The sequence below is a fragment of the Amycolatopsis suaedae genome (assembly GCF_004214935.1).
GTDB classification, from domain to species: Bacteria; Actinomycetota; Actinomycetes; order Mycobacteriales; family Pseudonocardiaceae; genus Amycolatopsis; species Amycolatopsis suaedae.
The window spans coordinates 11,329-31,006 of sequence record NZ_SFCC01000017.1 but is presented as its reverse complement, the minus strand read 5'-3'; the positions used below and the strand labels follow the sequence as shown (position 1 = coordinate 31,006).

Below are 19,678 nucleotides of genomic sequence, written 5' to 3'. Positions count from 1 at the left end.
GTAGCAGAAGTGGGGGAACCCCAGTGACCAATCCGTATGGCCAGCCGGGTTACGGGCAGCAGCCCTATGGCCAGCAGCCGCCGCAGCAGCCCGGTTACGGCCCGCCGTCCGGCGCCATGCCCGCCCCCTACGGGCAGCCGTCGCCGCCGTACGGCCAGCCGGCGTACGGCGCACCCGGTGGTGGCCCCGGAATGCCGGGCGGTGGCGACATCAACTCGATCCCCGACTACAAGGGCTGGGCGATCGCGTCGCTGTTCCTGGGCGGGCTGATCCTCGGGATCTTCGCGATCATGAAGTCCAACGAGGTCGGCACGTACAAGATGCAGGGCAACTACCCGATGGCCGAGCAGGCGTCGCGGACGACGAAGACGATCTGCCTGATCTCCAGCATCCTCGGCGGTATCGGTTGTGTCCTGGGGCTGATCCTGATCATCCTGGCCGCCAGCGGCGCCATCTGGGCCAGCTCCTACGACCCCTGTGATTACTCCAGCTACTGCTGATAGTGCGACGATGGTGTCGTGAGCCTGTATCGCGACACCGGGGTGGTGCTGCGCACGCACAAGCTGGGTGAGGCCGACCGGATCATCACCCTGCTGACCCGGCGGCACGGCAAGGTTCGGGCCGTCGCCAAGGGCGTGCGCCGCACCGGCTCCCGGTTCGGGGCCCGGCTGGAGCCGTTCGGCCACGTCGACGTCCAGTTCTACACCGGCCGCACGCTCGACGTCGTCACGCAGGTCCAGACCGTCGACGCGTTCGCGCTGCCGATCGTGGCCGACTACCAGGCCTACACCGCGGCCAGCGCGATCGCCGAGACCGCCGACCGGCTCACCGCCGAGGAGGGTGAGCCGGCGCTGAAGCTGTACCTGCTGGTCACCGGGGCGCTGCGGGCGCTGGCCGGTGGCGAGCGGGAGTCCGCGCTGGTGCTGGACGCTTTCCTGCTGCGGGCGATGGCGTTCGCCGGCTGGGCGCCTGCCATCAGCGAGTGCGCCCGCTGCGGCGACCCCGGTCCGCACCGGGCGTTCAACGTCGCGGCCGGTGGCGCGCTGTGTGCCCGGTGCCGGGTGGCGGGCTGCGTGCTGCCCTCACCCGAGGTGTTCGGTCTGCTGGCGGCGTTGCTGCACGGCGACTGGGCCGAGGCGGAGACGTCGACCGCGGCCGTGCGCCGCGACACCAGCGGCCTGGTCGCCGCCCATCTGCAGTACCACCTGGAGCGGCAGCTGCGGTCGCTACCGCTGGTGGACCGGCGGGCGCGGGAGACGCGGGAAGTAGGGTCGGCCGCGACGGTGACGGTCGACAGCGAGGAGTAGTGGTGCTGCGCAGGGGACGTGAGAAGGCGGCGCCGGCGACGGTGCGTCCGCCCGATCCTCACCCGTCGGGTGCGACGCCGCCCGCCATCCCGGCGGAGCTGGTGCCCCGGCACGTGGCCCTGGTGATGGACGGCAACGGCCGCTGGGCCAACCGCAGGGGCCTGCCGCGCACCGAGGGACACAAGCGTGGCGAGGCGGTGATGATCGACGTCGCCAGCGGCGCCGTCGAGCTGGGCATCAAGTGGCTGTCGGTGTACGCGTTCTCCACCGAGAACTGGAAGCGCAGCCCGGAGGAGATCCGGTTCCTGATGGGCTTTCACCGCGAGACCATCCGCAGGCAGGTCGACTACCTCGGCTCGATCGGCGTGCGCATCCGGTGGGCGGGCCGCAGCCCGCGGCTGTGGCGCAGCGTCATCAAGGAGCTGCAGGACGCCGAGGAGAAGACGAAGCACAACACGGTCATGAACATGACCATGTGCGTCAACTACGGCGGGCGGGCCGAGATCGGCGACGCCGCCAGGCGGATCGCGCAGCTCGCCGCCGAGGGCAAGATCAACCCGGACAAGGTGGACGAACGCACCCTGGCCCGCTACCTCTACCAGCCGGAGATGCCGGACGTGGACCTGTTCCTGCGGCCCAGCGGGGAGCTGCGGACGTCGAACTTCCTGCCCTGGCAGTCGGCCTACGCCGAGTTCGTCTTCCAGGACACCCTGTTCCCCGACTTCGACCGGCGGCGGCTGTGGGAGGCGTGCCTGGAGTACGCCAAGCGCGACCGCCGGTTCGGCGGCGCGGTGGACGCGGCGGGGGAGGGCGCGTGAGCGAGGCCCAGGACACCGGCGCGCTGCTCACCCACGCTGCCGAGGCGCTGGAGCGCTACCTCGACGTCAGGGTGGACGACGACGGGACGCTGACGTTCTCCCACGGCGGGGTGCCCTGCGTGGTCCAGGCGACCCAGCTGGCGGAGGGGCTGACCGTGCTCAGCCTGACCTGCGTGGTCGCCTGGGACCTGCCCGACGACCCCGCGCTGGCCGCAGGAGCGGCCGAGCGGGCCGGGCAGGGACTGTTCGGCACCCTCGGCGTCGTGCGGACCGAGAACGGGCTGGACGTGACGCTGCGCTACGCGTTCCCCGCGGCCGGGATGACGACGGCGGCGCTGGGAACGCTGCTGATGCTGGTCATCTCGACCGCGTCGGGTCTGCGAACGGACCTCTTGGAGACTCCGGCCGACTGAACTGTCGGTGGTTGGTGCATCATCGGCCAGGTGGAAACGGTTGCCGATAGCCCACCGCGTCGCCGCTGGCGGATCACCTCCATCGAGGTGCTCTGCGGTGTCCTGCTGATCGCGATCCTGGGACAGGCGTGGCTGCAGGACGTGCTGGACGTTCCCGCGCTGCGGACCGGGTCGACGGTGTTCGTCGCGGTGTGCGTGCAGGCGCTGCCGTTCCTCGTGCTCGGCGTGCTGATCAGCGGTGCGATCGCGGCGTTCGTGCCGGCCAGGGTGCTGCGCCGGGTGCTGCCGCGTAACGAGGGCGCGGCCGTCGGCGTGGCCGGACTCGCCGGGGTGGCGCTGCCCGGCTGCGAGTGCGCGTCGGTTCCGGTGGCCCGCAGGCTGATGGGCCAGGGTGTGGCACCCGGTGTGGCGCTGACGTTCCTGCTCGCCGCGCCCGCGGTGAACCCGGTTGTGCTGGTGGCCACGGCGGTGGCCTTCCCCGGTCAGCCGGGCATGGTGCTGGCCCGGTTCCTCGGCTCGCTGGGCACGGCGATGGTGATGGGCTGGCTGTGGGTCCGGTTCGGCAAGGCGGAGTGGATCGCCGAGCGTGCGCTGCGGCGGCTGCCCGACAGCGAGCCGGGGTCGCGGTGGCGCACGTTCACCGAGACGGCCCGCGCCGACCTGGTCGAGGCGGGCGGTTTCCTGGTGCTGGGCGCGTTGATCTCGGCCGCGCTCGGCGTCCTGGTGCCCGCCGAGTGGTTCGGCGCGCTGGGCGACCAGATCGTGCTCGGGGTGCTGGTGATGGCGGTGCTGGCCGTGGTGCTGGCGCTGTGCAGTGAGGCCGACGCGTTCGTCGCGGCGTCGCTGACGGCCTTGCCGCTGCTGCCGAAGCTGGTGTTCCTCGTCGTCGGGCCCGCCGTGGACGTGAAGCTGTTCGCGCTGCAGGCGGGCACGTTCGGGCGCTCGTTCGCGTTGCGGTTCGCGCCGGTGACGTTCGTGGTCGCGGTGGCGTGTGCGGTGCTGGCCGGGGCGGTGGTGCTCTGATGCGCAGGGAGACGCAAAACATCCTGTTGCTGCTGCTCGGCGGTGCGCTGCTGAAGATCGCGATCAACGGCGACTACCTACGTTACGTCAAGCCGGCGCAGCAGCCGTGGATCATCGCCGCCGGTGCGGTGATGGTGCTGCTCGGTGTGCTGGCGATGGGCCGCGACCTGCTGGCGGCACGGCGTGGCCGGGCCCGGTCCGGCGGGCACGCCGAGCACGCCGGGCACGCGCACCCGGCGCGGTCGGCGTGGCTGCTCGTGCTGCCGGTGCTGGCCGTGTTCCTGGTGGCGCCGCCCGCGCTGGGGTCGGACTCGGTGACCCGCACGCAGGCCAGGGCGCCGCAGGGCGCGGTCCGCGACGCGTCGGCGTTCCCGCCGCTGCCCGAGGGGCCGGTGGTCCCGCTGACGGTGACCGAGTTCGTCACCAGAGCGGGCTGGGACGGCAACGGCTCGCTGAACGGGCGGACGGTGTCGCTGACCGGGTTCGTCGTGCACGAGCAGGGGTCGACACTGCTGGCCAGGATGGTGATCGGCTGCTGCGCGGCCGACGCCTACCCGGTCACCGTGCGCGTGACCGGCGGCACCGGTGCCGTGGCCGGGCTGCCCGCCGACACCTGGATCGAGGTGACCGGCCAGGTGGTCCCCGGCTCGGCGACCACCGCCAACGGCTACACGCCCGACCTCACCCTGGCCACGGCCCGCCGCGTCCAGGCTCCCCAGGACCCCTACGAGTACTAGCCGCCCGATCCCGCCCGCAGCACGTGAAGGCCACCTTCATCAGGTGAGACGGCAGGAACTAGGCCTTCACCCGGCCCTACAGGTCCCAGCCGCACCAGGCGTCACAACCGCATCACCGGTCACCCCGCCACCTCACGACAGGAGAGCCGGGTCCACATCCTGAGTTCTGCGCTCAGGACCGCGAGTTCCGCCGTCCGGCGGTCACGAAATGTGGCGGGAACCCCGGGCGTCAGGACGACGCGAGCTTGCGCTCACAGGTGGCGCAGGTGCCCATGATCTCCACGGTGTGGCTCACGTCGGAGAAGCCGTTCTCCGCCGCCACCTTGTCGGCCCAGCGCTCCACGGCCGGGCCCTCCACCTCGACGGTGAACCCGCAGTGCCGGCACACCAGGTGATGGTGGTGGTGCGACGAGCAGCGCCGGTAGATGGCCTCGCCCGAGTCGGTGCGCAGGACGTCGATCTCACCGGCCTCCGACAGCGACTGCAGCGTCCGGTACACCGTGGTCAGGCCGATGCCCTCACCACGTTTGCGCAGCTCGTCGTGCAGTTCCTGGGCCGAGCGGAAGTCGTCGGTGTCGTCGAGCAGCTCGACGACGGCCGCGCGCTGCTTGGTGGCCCGCCGTCCCGGCAGCGGAGCCGGCCCTCGGGTGGTAACGCTCACTGATGCCTGCCCTCCTGCACGTGTTCCACGGCGTCCACGACGATGTGGGCCAGGTGGTCGTCGACGAGGCGGTACACCACCTCGCGCCCCCGCCGTTCGCCGTGTACGACCCCGGCCGCCTTCAGCACCCGCAGGTGCTGGCTGATCAGCGGCTGCGCGACGCCCAGCGCCTCCACGAGCTCGTGCACGCACCGGTCGGCCTCGTGCAACTGCAACACGATCGAGATCCGCACCGGCGCGGCGAGCGCCCGCAGCAGCTCACCGGCCTCGGTCAGCGTGTCCGCGGTGTGCACCGGCGCGTGCGGCGACGCGGGCCGCGCGGGGGAGTGCACCTGCTGGTCGGGCTCGTCGGGCAGCCCCGAGGGCACCGCGTCCGAGCTCACCGTCGACATCGCACAACTCCAGCCTGCTCCGGGGTATACCCCACCATCCTAGTGGTCCCCCGGACCACACAGCGTCACGCGGATGCAGCAGCGGCGTGACTTGACCCCCGGGATGTGTGAGAGTTTCATTTCCGCCGCGTGTGGTGCGAACCACTCGCGGGTTCGTTGCGGACAGGGGTTCGAGGAGAGATGACGACGAGGTTGCTCGCCGCCGCGGCGGTTTCGGTGACGGCTCTGCTGGCCCTTCCCGGCGCGTCGGCGGCCCAGACGCCGGTCGACGAACGCACCGGGCCGGTGTCGTTCGCCAACGCCATCGCCGTCAGAGTCGGAGAGGGACCCCAGGCCGGAACGGTCATCACCGAGACGCAGAAGTCGCCCACCACCCCCGGCCAGTCCCGGCTCACCCCCAGCCGCAACCTGGTGCCCCGCGACGCGGGCGAGCGCAAGGCGCTCGGCGAGAACTACCTCGTCCACCTCGGCCAGTTCGCCGCGCCCGGCCCCTACCCGGACGGTGTCGGCAGCCGCGCCCACGCCGTGACCGCCGCGCTGCGCCAGGACACCGTGCCGGCCGCCGTCGCCGAGACCAACTACGCCCTGCAGGACCAGGCCATCGGCGGTGACCGGCCGATCGACAACACCGTCCTGGCGATGCAGCGCGCCCGCACCTCGGTCGAGTGCGCCCGGCCCGGTGCGCTGACCGCGTCGTCGACCGTCGACCGGCTCTGGGTACGCACCGACACCGGCCTCGACCAGGTCTCGGTGCCCGAGGGCAGTACGCCGCTGTCGCTGAAAGGCCTGCCGTTCGGCCCGCCGACGGCCGTGCCCGGCATCGACAAGGACAAGACCACCTCCGACCTCACCATCCGCCGCGTCACCCGGTTCGACGAACTGCTGCGGCAAGACCAGTGGCGGGCGGGCGACGCCACCGCCGTCGGCGGGTGGCTGGTCGAGATCGTCAGCCACGTCGTGCGCGGCGACGGCCAGACCGCCGACGTGAAGACCCGCATGGTCCTGGGCGGGGTGAGCTGCTCGGTGCCGAAGAACTTCAGCGGCGCCGCGGCCCCGCCGGCCAAGCCCAAGGTGCCCACGAAGGTGCCCGCGGGCACGGACCCCGGCGGTGACGACCTCCTGGGTTACGGCCTGCTCGGCACCGGAGCCGTCCTCGGCGTGGCGGCCGTCGCCGTGTTGCGGCGGCGCCGGCCACCCGCCTGATGGCCGAGGGCGAGCGTTCCCGCCGCGACCGTGTGGTCGCGGCCCTGCTCGCACTCGGCGCGCTGGTCGCGGCCGGAGCCGGGGTCTGGGTGCTCGCGTTCAGCGGTCTCGCCGGTGACGCCGGGCCCGCCGCGGCGCCACCGCCGTCCGGCAGCCAGCTGCCCGCGTCGGCACTGGGGGAGGGCGTGCCCGGCCCGGGTCAGCCGCCCGGAACCGTCCGCCTGCCCGAGGGCGGTACCGCGACGCTGGTGCGCAGGGAGGTCACCGACGACGGCGTGCTGCCCATCCCGGACGGCCTCGCGGAAGCCACCTGGTGGGGCGTGAAGCTGGGCGCGCCGAACGGTGCGGCGCTGCTGTCCGGTCACGTCAACTGGAACTCGCGGCCCGGCCCGTTCGACGAGCTGTGGCGCACCGTGCCCGGGCAGGACGTCAGCGTCGTCGACACGACCGGCGGACGGTGGCTCTACCGGGTGACCGGGATCGTCACCGTGCACAAGAACGACTTGCCGGCCAGGGCCGAGGAACTGTTCGGGCCGGACGGCGCGCACCGCCTGGTCCTGGTGACCTGCGGCGGCGACTACGTCGGCGGCACCGACGGCTACCGGGACAACCGCATCGTCATCGCACAGCTGATCGCCAAACCGTGACCCGGCGCACGTCCCTCATCCGGGGTACGCCATATTAGTGGCCTACCGGGCTCGTTCGCTGACAAGGAGTGAGGTCTCCCGTGACTGACCACTACGGCTACCCGCAGTACGACGACGAGGAGTACCCCGAGCCCGAGCAGCCACGCCGCCGCAAGCTGCCGTGGATCCTCGGCGGGCTCGCGGTCGTGCTGGTGGCCGCCGTGGTCGCCGGGGTGCTCGTGTTCACCGGCGGCGACGAGACCGCCGGCACCGCGCAGGGCGGGCCCGCCGCCGGCGAGGCCGCACCCGGCCAGCAGGCCGACACCCCGAAGGGCCAGCAGCCGGGGACGATCAAGCTCCCCGAGGGCGGCACCGCGACGCTGGTGCGCCGCGAACTCACCCCGGACGGCACACTGCCGATCCCGGAGGGCCTGGACGAGGCCACCTGGTGGGGCGCCGGGCTGGGCGCCAGCAAGGGCGCCGCGCTGCTGTCCGGCCACGTCAACTGGAAGGGCAAGAAGGGCCCGTTCGACGAGCTGTGGCGCAGCCGCAACGGCCAGGAGGTCAGCGTCATCGACTCCTCCGGCGGCCAGTGGCTGTACAAGGTGACCGACATCGTCACCGTGCACAAGGACGACCTGCCCGCGCAGGCCGCCGAGCTGTTCGGCCAGGACGGCGACCACCGGCTGGTGCTGGTGACCTGCGGCGGCGACTACGTGGGCGGCACCGACGGCTACCGCGACAACCGCATCGTCACCGCGGAACTCGTCAAGCGCCCCTGACGTTCGGTAACCGGCAAACCCCTCGTGGGCGCGCGGAAACGGTGCGGATACCCTGGTAACTCTTCAGTCCGATAACCGTCCCCGCATGTCACGGAGCGTGGAGTGCCCGCCAACACCATCGAGACCGTAGTCAGTCTCTGCAAGCGTCGTGGTTTCGTCTTTCCGTGCGGGGAGATCTACGGCGGAACCCGGTCGGCGTGGGACTACGGTCCGCTGGGCGTCGAGCTGAAGGAGAACATCAAGCGCCAGTGGTGGAAGGCCATGGTGCAGGGCCGCGACGACGTCGTCGGCCTGGACTCCTCGGTGATCCTGCCCCGCCAGGTGTGGACGGCGTCCGGCCACGTCGACGCGTTCGTCGACCCGCTGGTCGAATGCCTGTCCTGCCACCGCCGCTACCGGGCCGACCACCTGTCGGAGGAGTACGCCGAGCGCACCGGCAAGGAGGTCGTCGAGGGCGACCTGAGCGACGTGCCGTGCCCCAACTGCGGCACCCGCGGCCAGTACACCGAGCCGCGTGAGTTCAACGGCCTGCTCAAGACCCACCTCGGCCCGGTCGAGACCGAGGAGGGCCTGGCGTACCTGCGGCCGGAGACGGCGCAGGGCATCTTCGTCAACTTCCTCAACGTGCAGACGACCTCGCGCAAGAAGCTGCCGTTCGGCATCGGCCAGATCGGCAAGTCGTTCCGCAACGAGATCACGCCGGGCAACTTCATCTTCCGCACCCGCGAGTTCGAGCAGATGGAGATGGAGTTCTTCGTCGAGCCGGGCGAGGACGAGGTGTGGCACCAGCGCTGGATCGACACCCGCACCGAGTGGTACACCGACCTGGGGATCAAGCAGGACAACCTGCGCCACTACGAGCACCCCAAGGAAAAGCTGTCGCACTACTCGAAGCGGACCGTCGACATCGAGTACCGCTTCGGCTTCAGCGGCCAGGAGTGGGGTGAGCTGGAGGGCATCGCCAACCGGACCGACTTCGACCTGACCACGCACTCCAACCACTCCGGCGTGGACCTGTCCTACTTCGACCAGGCTTCCGGGCAGCGTTACCGCCCGTTCGTCATCGAGCCGGCGGCCGGTGTGGGCCGGTCGATGATGGCCTTCCTGGTCGACGCCTACGCCGAGGACGAGGCACCCAACGCCAAGGGCGGCGTCGACAAGCGCGTGGTGCTGCGGCTGGACTACCGGCTCTCGCCGTACAAGGTCGCCGTGCTGCCGCTGTCGCGCAACGCCGACCTGACGCCGAAGGCCCGCGACCTCGCCGCCGCGCTGCGCAGGCACTGGTCGGCCGACTTCGACGACGCCGGGGCGATCGGCAAGCGCTACCGCCGCCAGGACGAGATCGGCACGCCGTTCTGCGTGACGGTCGACTTCGACTCGCTGGAGGACAACGCGGTCACCATCCGCGAGCGCGACACGATGCAGCAGGAGCGGATCGCGCTGGACAAGGTCGAGTCGTACCTGGCCGCGCGGCTCATCGGCTGCTGACGGCCGCCGCCCGGTACCCGGCGAACCACTCGACCCAGCGCCGCTGTCCCCGGGTCTCCACGGCCTTCGGGCGGTAGTGGCGCCGGGTCCACTCGACGGCGCCGGCGGCCGGGTGCCCGGCGAGCACCGCCAGGCAGGCGATGACGGTGCCGGTGCGCCCGGTTCCGCCGTAGCACGCGATCTCGACCCGGTCGCCCGCCCTGGCGCGTTCGTGGGCGTGCTCGATGAGCGCGGCGGCCGCGGTCGCGTCGCGGGGCGTGCGGAAGTCGGGCCAGGTGATCCAGTCGGCGGCCCAGCCCGGCCGCCACACCTTCTCCAGCCGCAGCAGCGGCCGGTGTGGCGCGTCCGGGCTGTGACCGAGGTAGAGGCCGTAGTCGGGCAACGGTCCGGCCGGCAGGCCCTGCCGCCGTCCGCGCCCGCGGACCGCGGTGCCGTCGGGCAGGGTGATCGTGTCGGCGAACGGCTCGGTCGTCATCGGTCCATCCTGCACCGTCACCTACTCCGGTGGACCTGGGCCGGTGTTCGTTTGTGGCGAACGGCGCGTGGTTATCCCCGTGATCACCGAAATCCCGCCAGGGGAAAGGGGAGTCATCATGCGCAGGATCGCCATGGTCGCAGCCACCACGCTGGTTGCCGCGTCGCTCGCCGCGCCGGCCGCCTCCGCCCAGGAGACGCCACCCCCGGGCTACGACTACTACGACTGCGACTCGTTGTCGTTGCTGGAGCTGCTGTTCGGCTACCTGCCGGTGGGTATCGGCTGCAAGCCTGCGCCGCAGAGCCAGGCCAACGCCATGTGCTCCACGGAGACGGCGTTGTACGGCCTGCTTCCGGTGCAACTGAGCTGTACCGAGCTGCCCTGACATTTGTCATGGTGAGATCGTGACGCCCGGCCTGCGAGCGTGAGCCGCCCCGGCGGCACGCTCGTGGCATGAGGAAAAACGTTGCTGACGAGGTGTCCGCCGGAGCCGCGGTCCATCTGGCCGGGCTGCGCAAGCACTACGGGGAGGTCCGCGCCGTCGACGGCGTCGACCTGACCATCGCGCCCGGCGAGGTGGTCGCGCTGCTCGGCCCCAACGGCGCGGGCAAATCGACCACTGTGGACATGCTGCTCGGACTGTCCACACCGGACTCCGGCACGGTGACCGTGTTCGGCAGGTCGCCCGCCGACGCGGTCGCCGACGGAGCGATCGGCGCCATGCTGCAGGGTGCGACCCTGCTCGACGACGCCACCGTGGCCGAGATGATCGCCATGGTCGGCTCGCTGCACCGCAACGCCATGCCGGCCGGCGAGGTGCTGCGCCGCTGCGGGCTGACCGAGCTGGCAGGGCGGCGCGGCAGCAAGCTGTCCGGCGGGCAGAAGCAGCGGGTGCGCTTCGCCATCGCCCTGGTCAGCGACCCCGACCTGCTGGTGCTCGACGAGCCGACCGCGGCGATGGACGTCGGCGCCCGCCGTGAGTTCTGGCGGTCCATGCGCGAGTACACCGACACCGGCCGCACCGTGCTGTTCGCCACCCACTACCTGGAGGAGGCCGAGGAGTTCGCCGACCGGGTGGTGTTCCTGCGGTCGGGCCGGATCGTCGCCGACGGCACGGTGGCGACCGTGCGGGCGCTGGCCGGTGGCCGCACCGTCCGGGCCGTCGTGCCCGGTGCTGGCGAGCCCGAACTGCTCGCCCTGCCCGGCGTCACGGCCGTCGACCTGCGGGCCGACCGGGCGACGCTGTCCAGTGACGACTCCGACCGCACCCTGCGCGCCCTGCTGTCGCGGTACGGCCACGCCTACGACATCGAGGTCGCCGCGGCCGGGCTGGAGGACGCCTTCCTGTCGCTGACCACCGAAACGGAGCCGGCCCGATGAGCTTGACCTACCTGACCCTGGAGATCCGCCGGACGTTCCGGTCGACGCGGTACGTGGTACTCGCCGTCGCCTTCCCGGTCGTGCTGTTCCTCTTGCAGGCCAACGTGTTCCTGCAGGGGGAGACCCCGCACCGCGAGCAGCTGGCCGGGGTGTTCATGGTGAACATGATGGTCTACGGCGCGTTCGGCGCGGCGCTGACCGGCGGTGGCAGGCTCGCGCTGGAGCGGGCCGGGGGCTGGCAGCGGCAGCTGCGGCTCACCCCGCTGTCCGGCGGCGGCTACCTCGGCGGCAAGACGCTGGCGGGGATGCTGGTCACGCTGCCCGCGCTGATCCTGGTGCCGGTGGTCGGCGTGCTGGTCGAGGGCGTGAGCCTGGATCCGGCGGGCTGGGTCAGGGTGGTGGCCGGCAGCTGGCTCGGCGCGATCCCGCTGGTGCTGCTCGGTCTGGTGATCGGGCAGTTCGCCACTCCGGACTCCATGCAGGGCATCAGCATCCTGGTGATGATGGTCTTCGGGTTCGCGGGCGGGCTGTTCGTGCCCATCGACGCCATGCCGGACTGGCTGCGTGAGGTGTCGCCGGTGCTGCCCACCTACTGGCTCACCCAGATCGGCAGGGGAGCGGTGACCGCCGACCTGTCGGTGGACCTGCTCGGCGCGGCCGCCGTCCTCGCCGGGTGGACGGTGGTGCTCGGTGCGATAGTGGTCCGTCGGTACCGCAGGGACAGTGCGCGAGGGTGACATGGTGACAGCAACGAGCCGCTGGGCGCGCTGGAGCGACGACATCCGGCTGCCGCCCGGCGGCCCGTTCCGGTTCCCGCTGCGGTGGCTGGTCATCGGGCCGGTCACCCTGCTGCCGCTGGTGGTCCCCACGTTGCACGGCGTGTTCACCGCGGACCTCCCGCGGGGCACGACCGTGGTGGCGTTGCTGACCGTGTACAGCGCCGGCTACCTGGCGCTGCCGCTGATGCTGGCCCGGCGGGGGCTCGGCGTGCGGCTCGGCTTCGGGCTGGCCCATCTGGCCGTCGGGTTCGCGCTGGTGGCCGTGCTGGGCATCAACACGATGCACCTGCTGCTGTACGCGACCGTGCTGATCGCGATGTCGCTGCCGACGCCGCTGGCGCTGACAGTGCTGGGCGTGGCGGTGCTGGCGCTGACCGGCTGGCTGGCGGCGCTGGACCTGCTGGTCACGGAGGTCGGCGACCTGGTGACCGTGGTGTCGGTCAGCACCGCGATGTTCTTCCTCGGCAGGCTTTCCCGCACCGTCCGGCAGCTGCGGCTGGCCCGCGACGAGATCGCGGCGCTGGCCGTCAGCGCCGAACGCGAACGCCTCGCCCGCGACCTGCACGACCTGCTGGGGCACAGCCTGACCACGATCGCCGTGCAGGCCGGGCTGGCCAGGCGGGTGCTGGAGACCAGCCACGACGAGGCACGTGCCATCGAGGAGATCCGCACGGTCGAGTCGCTGGCCCGCGGCGCGCTCGCCGACGTCCGCGCCACCGTCACCGACTACCGCGAGGTGTCGCTGGCGGCCGAGCTGGCCGGGGCGCGGGAGGCGCTGCGGGCGGCGGACATCCGGGCCGATCTGCCGCACGCGGTGGACGACGTCGACGCCGAGTTGCGGCCGGTGTTCGGCCACGTGGTCCGGGAGGCGGTGACGAACGTCATCCGGCACGCCGGGGCGTCGGTCGTGCGGATCCGGCTCGGGGAACGGTTCGTGGAGATCACCGACGACGGCACCGCCGAGCCCGGAGCGGAGGGCAACGGCCTGCGTGGCCTGTCCGAGCGGCTGGCGCAGGCAGGCGGGCGGCTGCGGGCGGGACCGCGGCCGGGCGGTGGTTTCTCGGTGCGGGCGGAGGCGTGATGATCAGGGTGCTGCTGGCCGACGACCAGGCGCTGGTGCGTGGCGCGCTGGCCGCGATGCTGGGACTGGAGGCCGACATCGAGGTCGTCGCGCAGGTCGGTTCGGCCGCGCAGGTGGTGCCCGCGGCGCGGGAGTCCACTCCGGACGTCGCGTTGCTGGACGTGCAGATGCCCGACGGCAACGGGCTGGACGCCGCGGCGCAGTTGCGGGCCGCGCTGCCGGAGTGCCGGGTGATCATCTGCACGACGTTCGGCAGGCCCGGCTACCTGGCCAGGGCCATGGCCGCGGGTGCTGCGGGGTTCGTCGTCAAGGACAGCCCGCCCGAGCAGCTCGTCGACGCCGTCCGTCGTGTCCACAGTGGACTCCGGGTGGTGGATCCCGCGCTGGCCGCGGAATCGCTGGCCACCGGGGTGAGCCCGCTCACCGCGCGGGAGCAGGATGTGTTGCGGGCGGCCAGTGACGGCTCGACCGTCGCCGACGTGGCGCGGCGGTTGCGGCTGTCCGACGGGACGGTCCGCAACCATCTGTCATCGGCCATCGGCAAGACCGGCGCCCGCACCAGGGCCGAGGCCGCGCGGCTCGCCGAGGAACGCGGCTGGCTGTAGTTACGGACGGTTAGTCTGTCAGGATTTCACCGTGACACATCGAGCAGCGGGACAGGTGAGCGCGGGCCGCTGGGTGCGGCGTGCCGTGCTCGGGTCGCTGCTGATCGTGCTGCTGGTGGTCGGCGGCACGGCCTTCCGCGTGTGGGAGGTCGCCCGCGTCGACGACCGTGCCAAGGCCGACGTGATCGTCGTGCTCGGTGCCGCGCAGTACAACGGGAAACCGTCGGAGATCCTGCGGGCGCGGCTGGTGCACGCCAAGGAACTGTTCGAGTCCGGGGTGGCCGGCTACGTGCTCACCTCGGGCGGCAGCAAGGACGGCGACCGGTTCACCGAAGGCGAGGCCGGCGCGCGCTGGCTGGTGGACCGGGGAGTGCCCGCCGAGCGCAGCATCGTCGTCGGGGAGGGCAGCGACACCCTGGGCACCCTGCGGGCCGTCGCCGACGAGGTGCGGCGGCGTGGCTGGAACACGGCGGTGATCGTCAGCGACCCGTGGCACTCGCTGCGTGCCCGCACGATGGCCCGCGACGAGGGCCTGGAGGCGTGGACGTCGCCCACCCACAGCGGCCCGATCGTGCAGACCCGCGAGACGCAGGCCAAGTACATCTTCCGGGAGACCGGGGCGTTGCTGTTCTACCGGCTGACCAAGCGCCCCGCCGACGACATCGGCGGCACCGGCCTCGGCTGAAGCTCGTGAAGGCCACCTTCACCACGTCGCACGTCAGGGTCCGGCAGAGTGGGTGTCCGGCGGGGTGGGTGGTGGTCCCGAGCGCAGAACTCGCGGGCCGGAACGCAGAACTCGCGTGCGTGAGCGCAGAACTCACGATGTGGATCGGGTTCTCACGTGGCGCCCTGAGGTCAAGCTCGTGAAGGCCACCTTCATTACGTGTGACGTGGTGATGGTGGCCTTCACGTGCTCTGGTGCTCGGTGGGTTGTCTCGTTCGTGGTGGCTGGTGGGGTGGTTGTGGTGTTTGAGGCTGGTGGGGCGGGTGTGCCCGGGGTGAGGGCGGATGTGGTGGCGTCTGATGCCGTGAAGGGGGCCCTCACGGCAATCGCCCACGACTCCGGACCTCGCCGGGACCCTGACGTGTGACGTGGTGAAGGTGGCCTTCACGAGCTTGCGGCTAATGTGACCTGGTGAGCCCGTACACCGCGCACGACCTGGAACGCCGCCTCCCCGAGCCGCCCAAGGGCGGCACGCTGCCGGGCGCGCGCGCCGACGAGCGCACCCCCTTCGCCAGGGACCGCGCCAGGGTGCTGCACTCCGCGGCGCTGCGCAGGCTCGCGGGCAAGACCCAGGTCGTCGGCCCCGGCGAGGGCGCCGAGATCACCGGCATCCCGCGCACCCGGCTGACCCACTCGCTGGAGGTCGCCCAGATCGGCCGCGGCATCGCCGAGGAACTGGGCGCCGACCCGGACCTCGTCGACACCGCCGGGCTGGCCCACGACATCGGGCACCCGCCGTTCGGCCACAACGGCGAGCACGCGCTCGACGAGGTCGCCCAGCCCTGCGGCGGATTCGAGGGCAACGCGCAGACCCTGCGCATCCTGACCAGGCTGGAGCCCAAGGTCGACGGCGTCGGCCTCAACCTCACCCGGGCCTGCCTGGACGCGGCCACCAAGTACCCGTGGCCACGTTCGGCGGGCCAGGGCAAGTTCGGCGCCTACGACGACGACCTCGCCGTGTTCGACTGGATGCGTGCCGGGGCGCCCGAGCGGCAACCCAGCCTGGAGGCCCAGATCATGGACTGGGCTGACGACGTCGCCTACTCGGTGCACGACGTCGAGGACGGCGTACTGGCCGGCCGCATCTCACTGCACGTGCTGGCCGACCCGCAGGACCGGGCGGCCGTGGCCGACCTGGCCGCCAAGCACTTCACCGCCGAGTCGGTGTCCACTGTGGAGGCCGCGGCCCGGGAGCTGGCGGCGCTGCCCGCCGTCGCGGCACTGGACGGATTCGACGCCTCGCTGGCCGCGCAGGTCGCGCTGAAACGGATGACCAGCGAGCTGGTCGGCCGGTTCGCCTCGGCGGCCGTCACCGGGACCCGGGCGGTGTACGGCGACGGGCCGCTGTGCCGCTACGGCGCCCGGCTGGTCGTGCCCGAGCAGGTCGGCGCCGAGGTGGCCCTGCTCAAGGCGCTGGCACTGCGTTACGTCATGAGCGACCCGCGCAGGCTGGCCATGCAGGACTGGCAGCGGGAGATGCTCGCCGAACTGGTCGCCGCTTTGCTGCGGCGGGCACCCGAGGCGCTGGACCCGACGTTCGTACCCGCCTGGGAGCGGGCGGGCGACGACGCGGCCCGGCTGCGCGTGGTGATCGACCAGGTGGCCGTGCTGACCGACGCCCAGGCCCACGCCTGGCACTCGTGGCACGCGGGCAGGCACAGCAGGTAGCGTCGGGGAATGGTCCACCTCCGCTTCGCCCTGGATCTGCACCACAAGCTGGCCGGGAAGGGCAACTTCTGCTTCTCGCCCTACTCGGTGGCCAGCGCGCTCACCCTCGTGGCCAGAGCCGCCAGGGGCGGCACGGCGGCCGAGCTGGAAACCCTGCTCGGCGACCTCGACGGCCACCAGGAACTGCTGCACGCGGCGGCGAAACTGCCGTCCGAGGACGCCGTGCTGACCGTGGCCAACACGCTGTGGGCCTGGGACGAACTACCGCTGGCCGAGCCGTTCCTGCGTGAGCTGGAGTCCTGGCCGGCCGGCGCCGTGCGGTCCGCCCCGTTCGTCACCGACCCGGAACGTGCCCGGCAGGTGATCAACGCCGACGTCGCCGAGACCACCCGCGACCTCATCCCCGAGCTGCTCGACAGCGGCGCCGTCGACGCCGACACGGTGGCCAGCGTCGTCAACGCCCTGTACCTGCGGACGTCCTGGGCCACACCGTTCCCCGACGGCGACACGGCGCCGGGGGAGTTCACCACCCCGTCCGGCGTGCGCAGCGTGCCGATGATGCGGATCTCCGAACGCCTCGGCTACGCCGAGCACGCGGGCTGGACGGTGGTGAGCGTCCCGGCGGCGGGTGACGTCGAGGCCGTCGTGCTGCTGCCCGGCGGCGACCTCACCGAGCGTGAGCCGGACCTCGACGCCGCGCTCGTCGGCGACCTGCTGGCCGCACGCACCGACACCCAGATCTCGCTGACCATGCCGAAACTGCGCCTGGACGAGCGGGCCGACCTCGTCGACGCGCTGGGCACGCTCGGCGTGCGCACGGTGTTCGGCCCCGGCGCGGACCTGGGCAACCTCTCGCCCGACCCGCGGCTGGTGGTGTCCGACGTCCAGCACCAGGCGGTGCTGCGGCTCGACGAGAACGGCCTGGAGGGCGCTGCCGCCACCGCGGCGATGATCCGGATGGTGGCGTTCATCCCCGACGAGGCCGAGGTGCGGGTGGACCGCCCGTTCCTGCTGCTTGTCCGCCACGCACCCACCGGCGCCCTCTACTTCCTGGCGAGAGTGAGTGTCCCGAGTTGGGAATCCGCTGAATGATTCGCCGGGCCCAGGGCCCCGCTGGCGGCGTTGCCGGCCCGCCCGAGTACGGCCCAGTACGAGGGGCGAACCGGCGCCTTGCCAGCAGAACCCTGGGCTCACCGACTCATGCACCGGACTCCCAACTCGGGACCCGGCCCCAGTAGGGTGATCCGCCAGCAGGATCGCCGGGGAAGTCGGGGAGGTACTCAGGGTGATCGAGGCACCCCCGGGCAGGCCCGGCGCGCCGGTGTCCGAGCGGGTCCGCAGGCCGTTCACCGTCGGCGACCTCCTGGCCATGGTCGGCTTCCTCGCGCTGGCCATGGTGGTGTTCGGGCCGTTCTGGCGTCATGTCGGCACCGGCTACCTGTACAACAGCGCCAGCGACCAGCACATGTGGGAGTGGTTCTTCGCCAGCACCGCCCACGCCGTGGTCAACCTGGACAACCCGCTGCTGTCGCCGTGGCAGAACCACCCGCTCGGCGTGAACATGATGGCCAACACCACCATGCTGGGCCTGGCCATCCCGCTGACGCCGGTGACGATCGTCTTCGGGCCGTCGGTCACCTGGGCGGTCGCGCTCACCGGCGGCCTGGCCGGCACGGCGGCGGGCTGGTACTGGGTGCTGTCCCGGCACGTGGTGCGATCCCGGATCGGCGCCGCGGTCGGCGGGGCGTTCTGCGGGTTCGCGCCGCCGATGATCTCGCACGCCAACGCGCACCCGAACTTCGCGGTGCTGGTGCTGCTGCCGTTCATCGTGCTCGGCGTCGTCCGGCTGCTGCACACCACCCGGCCGGTGCGTGACGGCGTCGTCCTCGGCCTGCTGGTGGCGTACCAGATCTTCCTCGGCGAGGAACCGCTGCTGATCGGCGCGGTCACGTTCCTGATCTTCGCGGTGTCCTGGCTGGCCATCCGCCGCCACGAGGTCGACCTGCGCCCGCGGCGGCTCGCGGCCGGGCTGGGCACCGCGGCCGGGGTGGCGCTGGTGATCGTCGCGTTCCCGCTGTGGTGGCAGTTCTTCGGGCCGCAGAGCTACGGCTCCATCGAGCACGGCTACGCCGGCAACGACGCGGCCGCGTTCACCACCTTCGCCACCGAGTCCTGGGCGGCGCAGCCGGAGGCCGCCCGCGAACTGTCGATGAACCGCACCGAGGAGAACGCGTTCTTCGGCTGGCCGCTGGTGATCCTGTTCGTGGTGCTCACCGTCTGCCTGTGGCGGGTGGCGGTGGCCCGCGCCGCCGCCATCGCCGCGTTCGCCATGTGCTGGCTGTCCACCGGCGTGTTCCTGATCGTGGACGGCAGCGCGACGGCCGTTCCCGGGCCGTGGCTGGGCATGTTCGACCTGCCGCTGTTCGAGTCGGTGCTGGAGTCCCGGTTCGCACTCGGTGCGGTGCCGGCCATCGCCGTGCTGCTGGCCGTCGCGACCGACCGGGTGCTGGCCGGCCGCAGGTGGGTGTGGCCGCTGTGGTTCGCGGCGCTGGCAGGCGCGCTGCTGCCGATCGCGCCCACGCCGCTGGAGGTCGTGCGGCGGCCCGAGACCCCGCCGTTCTTCGCCCAGGGCCTGTGGCGCAACTACGTCGATCCGGGCGGGACGGTCGTGCCGGTCCCGCTACCCGACAGCGGCAGCGTCGAACCCCTGCAGTGGCAGGTCGAGACCGGCTTCGCCTTCCCGCTGCCGGAGGGGTACTTCGTCGGCCCCGGCACGGACGGCAAGGGCACCTACGGCGCTCCGCGCCGTCCGCTGTCCCGGCTGCTGGAGGAGATCTCCGAGGACGGGACCGAACCGGTGATCGACGAGGGCGACCGCGCCAGGGCACTGGCCGACCTGCGGTACTGGAACGCCGACGTGATCGTGCTGCCCGCCCACCGCTACGACGACCAGCTCAAGGCCGCGCTGGAAGCCATCCTGCACAAGCCGGCCAGGGTGGTCGGCAACGTCTGGATGTGGGACGTCCGCGAGTTCACTCCCTGACCGGCTCGTCCAGCACCTGCCTGGCGAGCCTGCGCAGGTAGCCGGCGAAGCGGCGGCGGTCCTCGGCGGGCCAGTCGGCCACCAGCGCGTTGAACGCCTCCCGCTGGTGCCGGTGGGTCGCGGCGAGGAACCGCTCGGCCTCCCCGGTCAGCAGCAGCCGGGCGCGCCGGGCGTCCTGCGTGGACGTCTCCCGGGTGACGAACCCGTCGGACACCGCGTCGGTGATCATCCGGCTGGCAACGGACCGGTCCAGGCCCAGCTGGCGGGCGACGTCGGCCACGGTGACCTCGTCGTTGACCCGGGTGGCGCTGGAGATCGCCTCGATCACGTAGAGGTTCTGGACCGTCCACGCGGGCGGGGCGCCCTCGTAGAGCCGCTCGACGACTTCCGGCGCCCAGCGCCGCGACCAGTACCTGACCAGGCGGAACAAAGCCCGTCCGGCTGAATCCTTGGCGCTCACTCCGTTCGCGCGT

General features: G+C 72.0%; 23 protein-coding genes. 19 read left to right on the top strand and 4 right to left on the bottom strand.

What is annotated here, in order from left to right:
- Positions 1-23: 23 nt before the first annotated feature.
- From EWH70_RS29065 to EWH70_RS29040, 6 genes are read left to right on the top strand one after another with little or no spacing between them, the layout of a single operon-like run.
- Positions 24-500, top strand: coding sequence for a CD225/dispanin family protein (locus EWH70_RS29065; RefSeq protein ID WP_130478743.1), 477 nt, complete (start codon positions 24-26; stop codon positions 498-500).
- Positions 501-518: 18 nt separating this feature from the next.
- Positions 519-1,307, top strand: a complete 789-nt coding sequence (recO, locus tag EWH70_RS29060; protein WP_130478742.1) for a DNA repair protein RecO — start codon at positions 519-521, stop codon at positions 1,305-1,307.
- Positions 1,308-1,309: 2 nt separating this feature from the next.
- Positions 1,310-2,125: an isoprenyl transferase gene (locus tag EWH70_RS29055; RefSeq protein ID WP_130478741.1), complete on the top strand. Its 816-nt coding sequence runs from the start codon at positions 1,310-1,312 to the stop codon at positions 2,123-2,125.
- Positions 2,122-2,538 (top strand): YbjN domain-containing protein, encoded by a 417-nt coding sequence (locus EWH70_RS29050; RefSeq protein ID WP_130478740.1) that lies wholly within the window; start codon positions 2,122-2,124, stop codon positions 2,536-2,538. Before EWH70_RS29055 ends, EWH70_RS29050 begins: the two co-directional genes overlap by 4 nt.
- Before the next feature lie 30 nt (positions 2,539-2,568).
- A complete protein-coding gene (locus EWH70_RS29045; protein WP_130478739.1) occupies positions 2,569-3,561 on the top strand; it encodes a permease in 993 nt (330 codons plus the stop codon).
- Positions 3,561-4,298 carry a TIGR03943 family putative permease subunit gene (locus EWH70_RS29040; protein ID WP_130478738.1) on the top strand — a complete coding sequence of 246 codons (738 nt, stop codon included), beginning with the start codon at positions 3,561-3,563 and terminating at the stop codon, positions 4,296-4,298. Before EWH70_RS29045 ends, EWH70_RS29040 begins: the two co-directional genes overlap by 1 nt.
- Positions 4,299-4,527: 229 nt before the next feature.
- Here the strand turns inward: EWH70_RS29040 and EWH70_RS29035 are convergent, their stop codons facing one another.
- Entirely contained in the window at positions 4,528-4,959 is a 432-nt protein-coding gene (locus EWH70_RS29035; protein ID WP_205669305.1) for a Fur family transcriptional regulator, read from the bottom strand.
- Complete coding sequence (locus EWH70_RS29030) at positions 4,956-5,351, bottom strand: ArsR/SmtB family transcription factor (protein WP_130478737.1); 396 nt, start codon at positions 5,349-5,351, stop codon at positions 4,956-4,958. Before EWH70_RS29030 ends, EWH70_RS29035 begins: the two co-directional genes overlap by 4 nt.
- A gap of 180 nt (positions 5,352-5,531) precedes the next feature.
- Here EWH70_RS29030 and EWH70_RS29025 point away from each other — a divergent pair, with 180 nt between their 5' ends.
- From EWH70_RS29025 to EWH70_RS29010, 4 genes are all read left to right on the top strand, one after another.
- On the top strand, positions 5,532-6,554 hold the full coding sequence (locus EWH70_RS29025) for a hypothetical protein (protein WP_130478736.1): 1,023 nt from the start codon (positions 5,532-5,534) through the stop codon (positions 6,552-6,554).
- Positions 6,554-7,201, top strand: a complete 648-nt coding sequence (locus tag EWH70_RS29020) for a class F sortase (RefSeq protein WP_130478735.1) — start codon at positions 6,554-6,556, stop codon at positions 7,199-7,201. The genes EWH70_RS29025 and EWH70_RS29020 overlap by 1 nt, the downstream gene beginning before the upstream one ends.
- A 155-nt stretch (positions 7,202-7,356) precedes the next feature.
- Positions 7,357-7,962, top strand: coding sequence for a class F sortase (locus EWH70_RS29015; protein ID WP_130478861.1), 606 nt, complete (start codon positions 7,357-7,359; stop codon positions 7,960-7,962).
- Between the two features lie 102 nt (positions 7,963-8,064).
- Positions 8,065-9,450 (top strand): glycine--tRNA ligase, encoded by a 1,386-nt coding sequence (locus tag EWH70_RS29010; RefSeq protein WP_130478734.1) that lies wholly within the window; start codon positions 8,065-8,067, stop codon positions 9,448-9,450.
- Here the strand turns inward: EWH70_RS29010 and EWH70_RS29005 are convergent.
- A complete protein-coding gene (locus tag EWH70_RS29005) occupies positions 9,437-9,925 on the bottom strand; it encodes a protein-tyrosine phosphatase family protein (RefSeq protein ID WP_130478733.1) in 489 nt (162 codons plus the stop codon). The two genes, EWH70_RS29010 and EWH70_RS29005, sit on opposite strands and share 14 nt — an antisense overlap.
- Positions 9,926-10,043: 118 nt before the next feature.
- Here EWH70_RS29005 and EWH70_RS29000 point away from each other — a divergent pair, with 118 nt between their 5' ends.
- The 9 genes from EWH70_RS29000 to EWH70_RS28960 all read left to right on the top strand — a co-directional run bounded on the left by EWH70_RS29000 (position 10,044) and on the right by EWH70_RS28960 (position 19,205).
- Positions 10,044-10,310 carry a hypothetical protein gene (locus tag EWH70_RS29000; RefSeq protein WP_130478732.1) on the top strand — a complete coding sequence of 89 codons (267 nt, stop codon included), beginning with the start codon at positions 10,044-10,046 and terminating at the stop codon, positions 10,308-10,310.
- 68 nt (positions 10,311-10,378) lie between these two features.
- Positions 10,379-11,305: an ABC transporter ATP-binding protein gene (locus EWH70_RS28995; RefSeq protein ID WP_130478731.1), complete on the top strand. Its 927-nt coding sequence runs from the start codon at positions 10,379-10,381 to the stop codon at positions 11,303-11,305.
- Positions 11,302-12,042 carry an ABC transporter permease gene (locus tag EWH70_RS28990; RefSeq protein ID WP_130478730.1) on the top strand — a complete coding sequence of 247 codons (741 nt, stop codon included), beginning with the start codon at positions 11,302-11,304 and terminating at the stop codon, positions 12,040-12,042. Before EWH70_RS28995 ends, EWH70_RS28990 begins: the two co-directional genes overlap by 4 nt.
- A gap of 4 nt (positions 12,043-12,046) precedes the next feature.
- Positions 12,047-13,165 carry a sensor histidine kinase gene (locus EWH70_RS28985; protein WP_240687291.1) on the top strand — a complete coding sequence of 373 codons (1,119 nt, stop codon included), beginning with the start codon at positions 12,047-12,049 and terminating at the stop codon, positions 13,163-13,165.
- Positions 13,165-13,770 (top strand): response regulator transcription factor, encoded by a 606-nt coding sequence (locus tag EWH70_RS28980; protein ID WP_130478728.1) that lies wholly within the window; start codon positions 13,165-13,167, stop codon positions 13,768-13,770. The genes EWH70_RS28985 and EWH70_RS28980 overlap by 1 nt, the downstream gene beginning before the upstream one ends.
- Positions 13,771-13,801: 31 nt before the next feature.
- The gene (locus tag EWH70_RS28975) at positions 13,802-14,455 is read left to right on the top strand and encodes a YdcF family protein (protein WP_130478727.1); all 654 of its coding nucleotides are present in this window, start codon (positions 13,802-13,804) and stop codon (positions 14,453-14,455) included.
- Positions 14,456-14,902: 447 nt separating this feature from the next.
- A complete protein-coding gene (locus tag EWH70_RS28970; RefSeq protein ID WP_420809107.1) occupies positions 14,903-16,162 on the top strand; it encodes a deoxyguanosinetriphosphate triphosphohydrolase in 1,260 nt (419 codons plus the stop codon).
- Between the two features lie 9 nt (positions 16,163-16,171).
- Positions 16,172-17,254: a serpin family protein gene (locus EWH70_RS28965; protein WP_130478725.1), complete on the top strand. Its 1,083-nt coding sequence runs from the start codon at positions 16,172-16,174 to the stop codon at positions 17,252-17,254.
- Positions 17,255-17,450: 196 nt separating this feature from the next.
- Entirely contained in the window at positions 17,451-19,205 is a 1,755-nt protein-coding gene (locus EWH70_RS28960; protein WP_420809106.1) for a glycosyl transferase, read from the top strand.
- On the opposite strand, the gene EWH70_RS28955 is transcribed toward EWH70_RS28960, so the two are convergent.
- Positions 19,195-19,635: a MarR family winged helix-turn-helix transcriptional regulator gene (locus tag EWH70_RS28955; RefSeq protein WP_240687290.1), complete on the bottom strand. Its 441-nt coding sequence runs from the start codon at positions 19,633-19,635 to the stop codon at positions 19,195-19,197. The two genes, EWH70_RS28960 and EWH70_RS28955, sit on opposite strands and share 11 nt — an antisense overlap.
- Positions 19,636-19,678 lie beyond the last annotated feature (43 nt).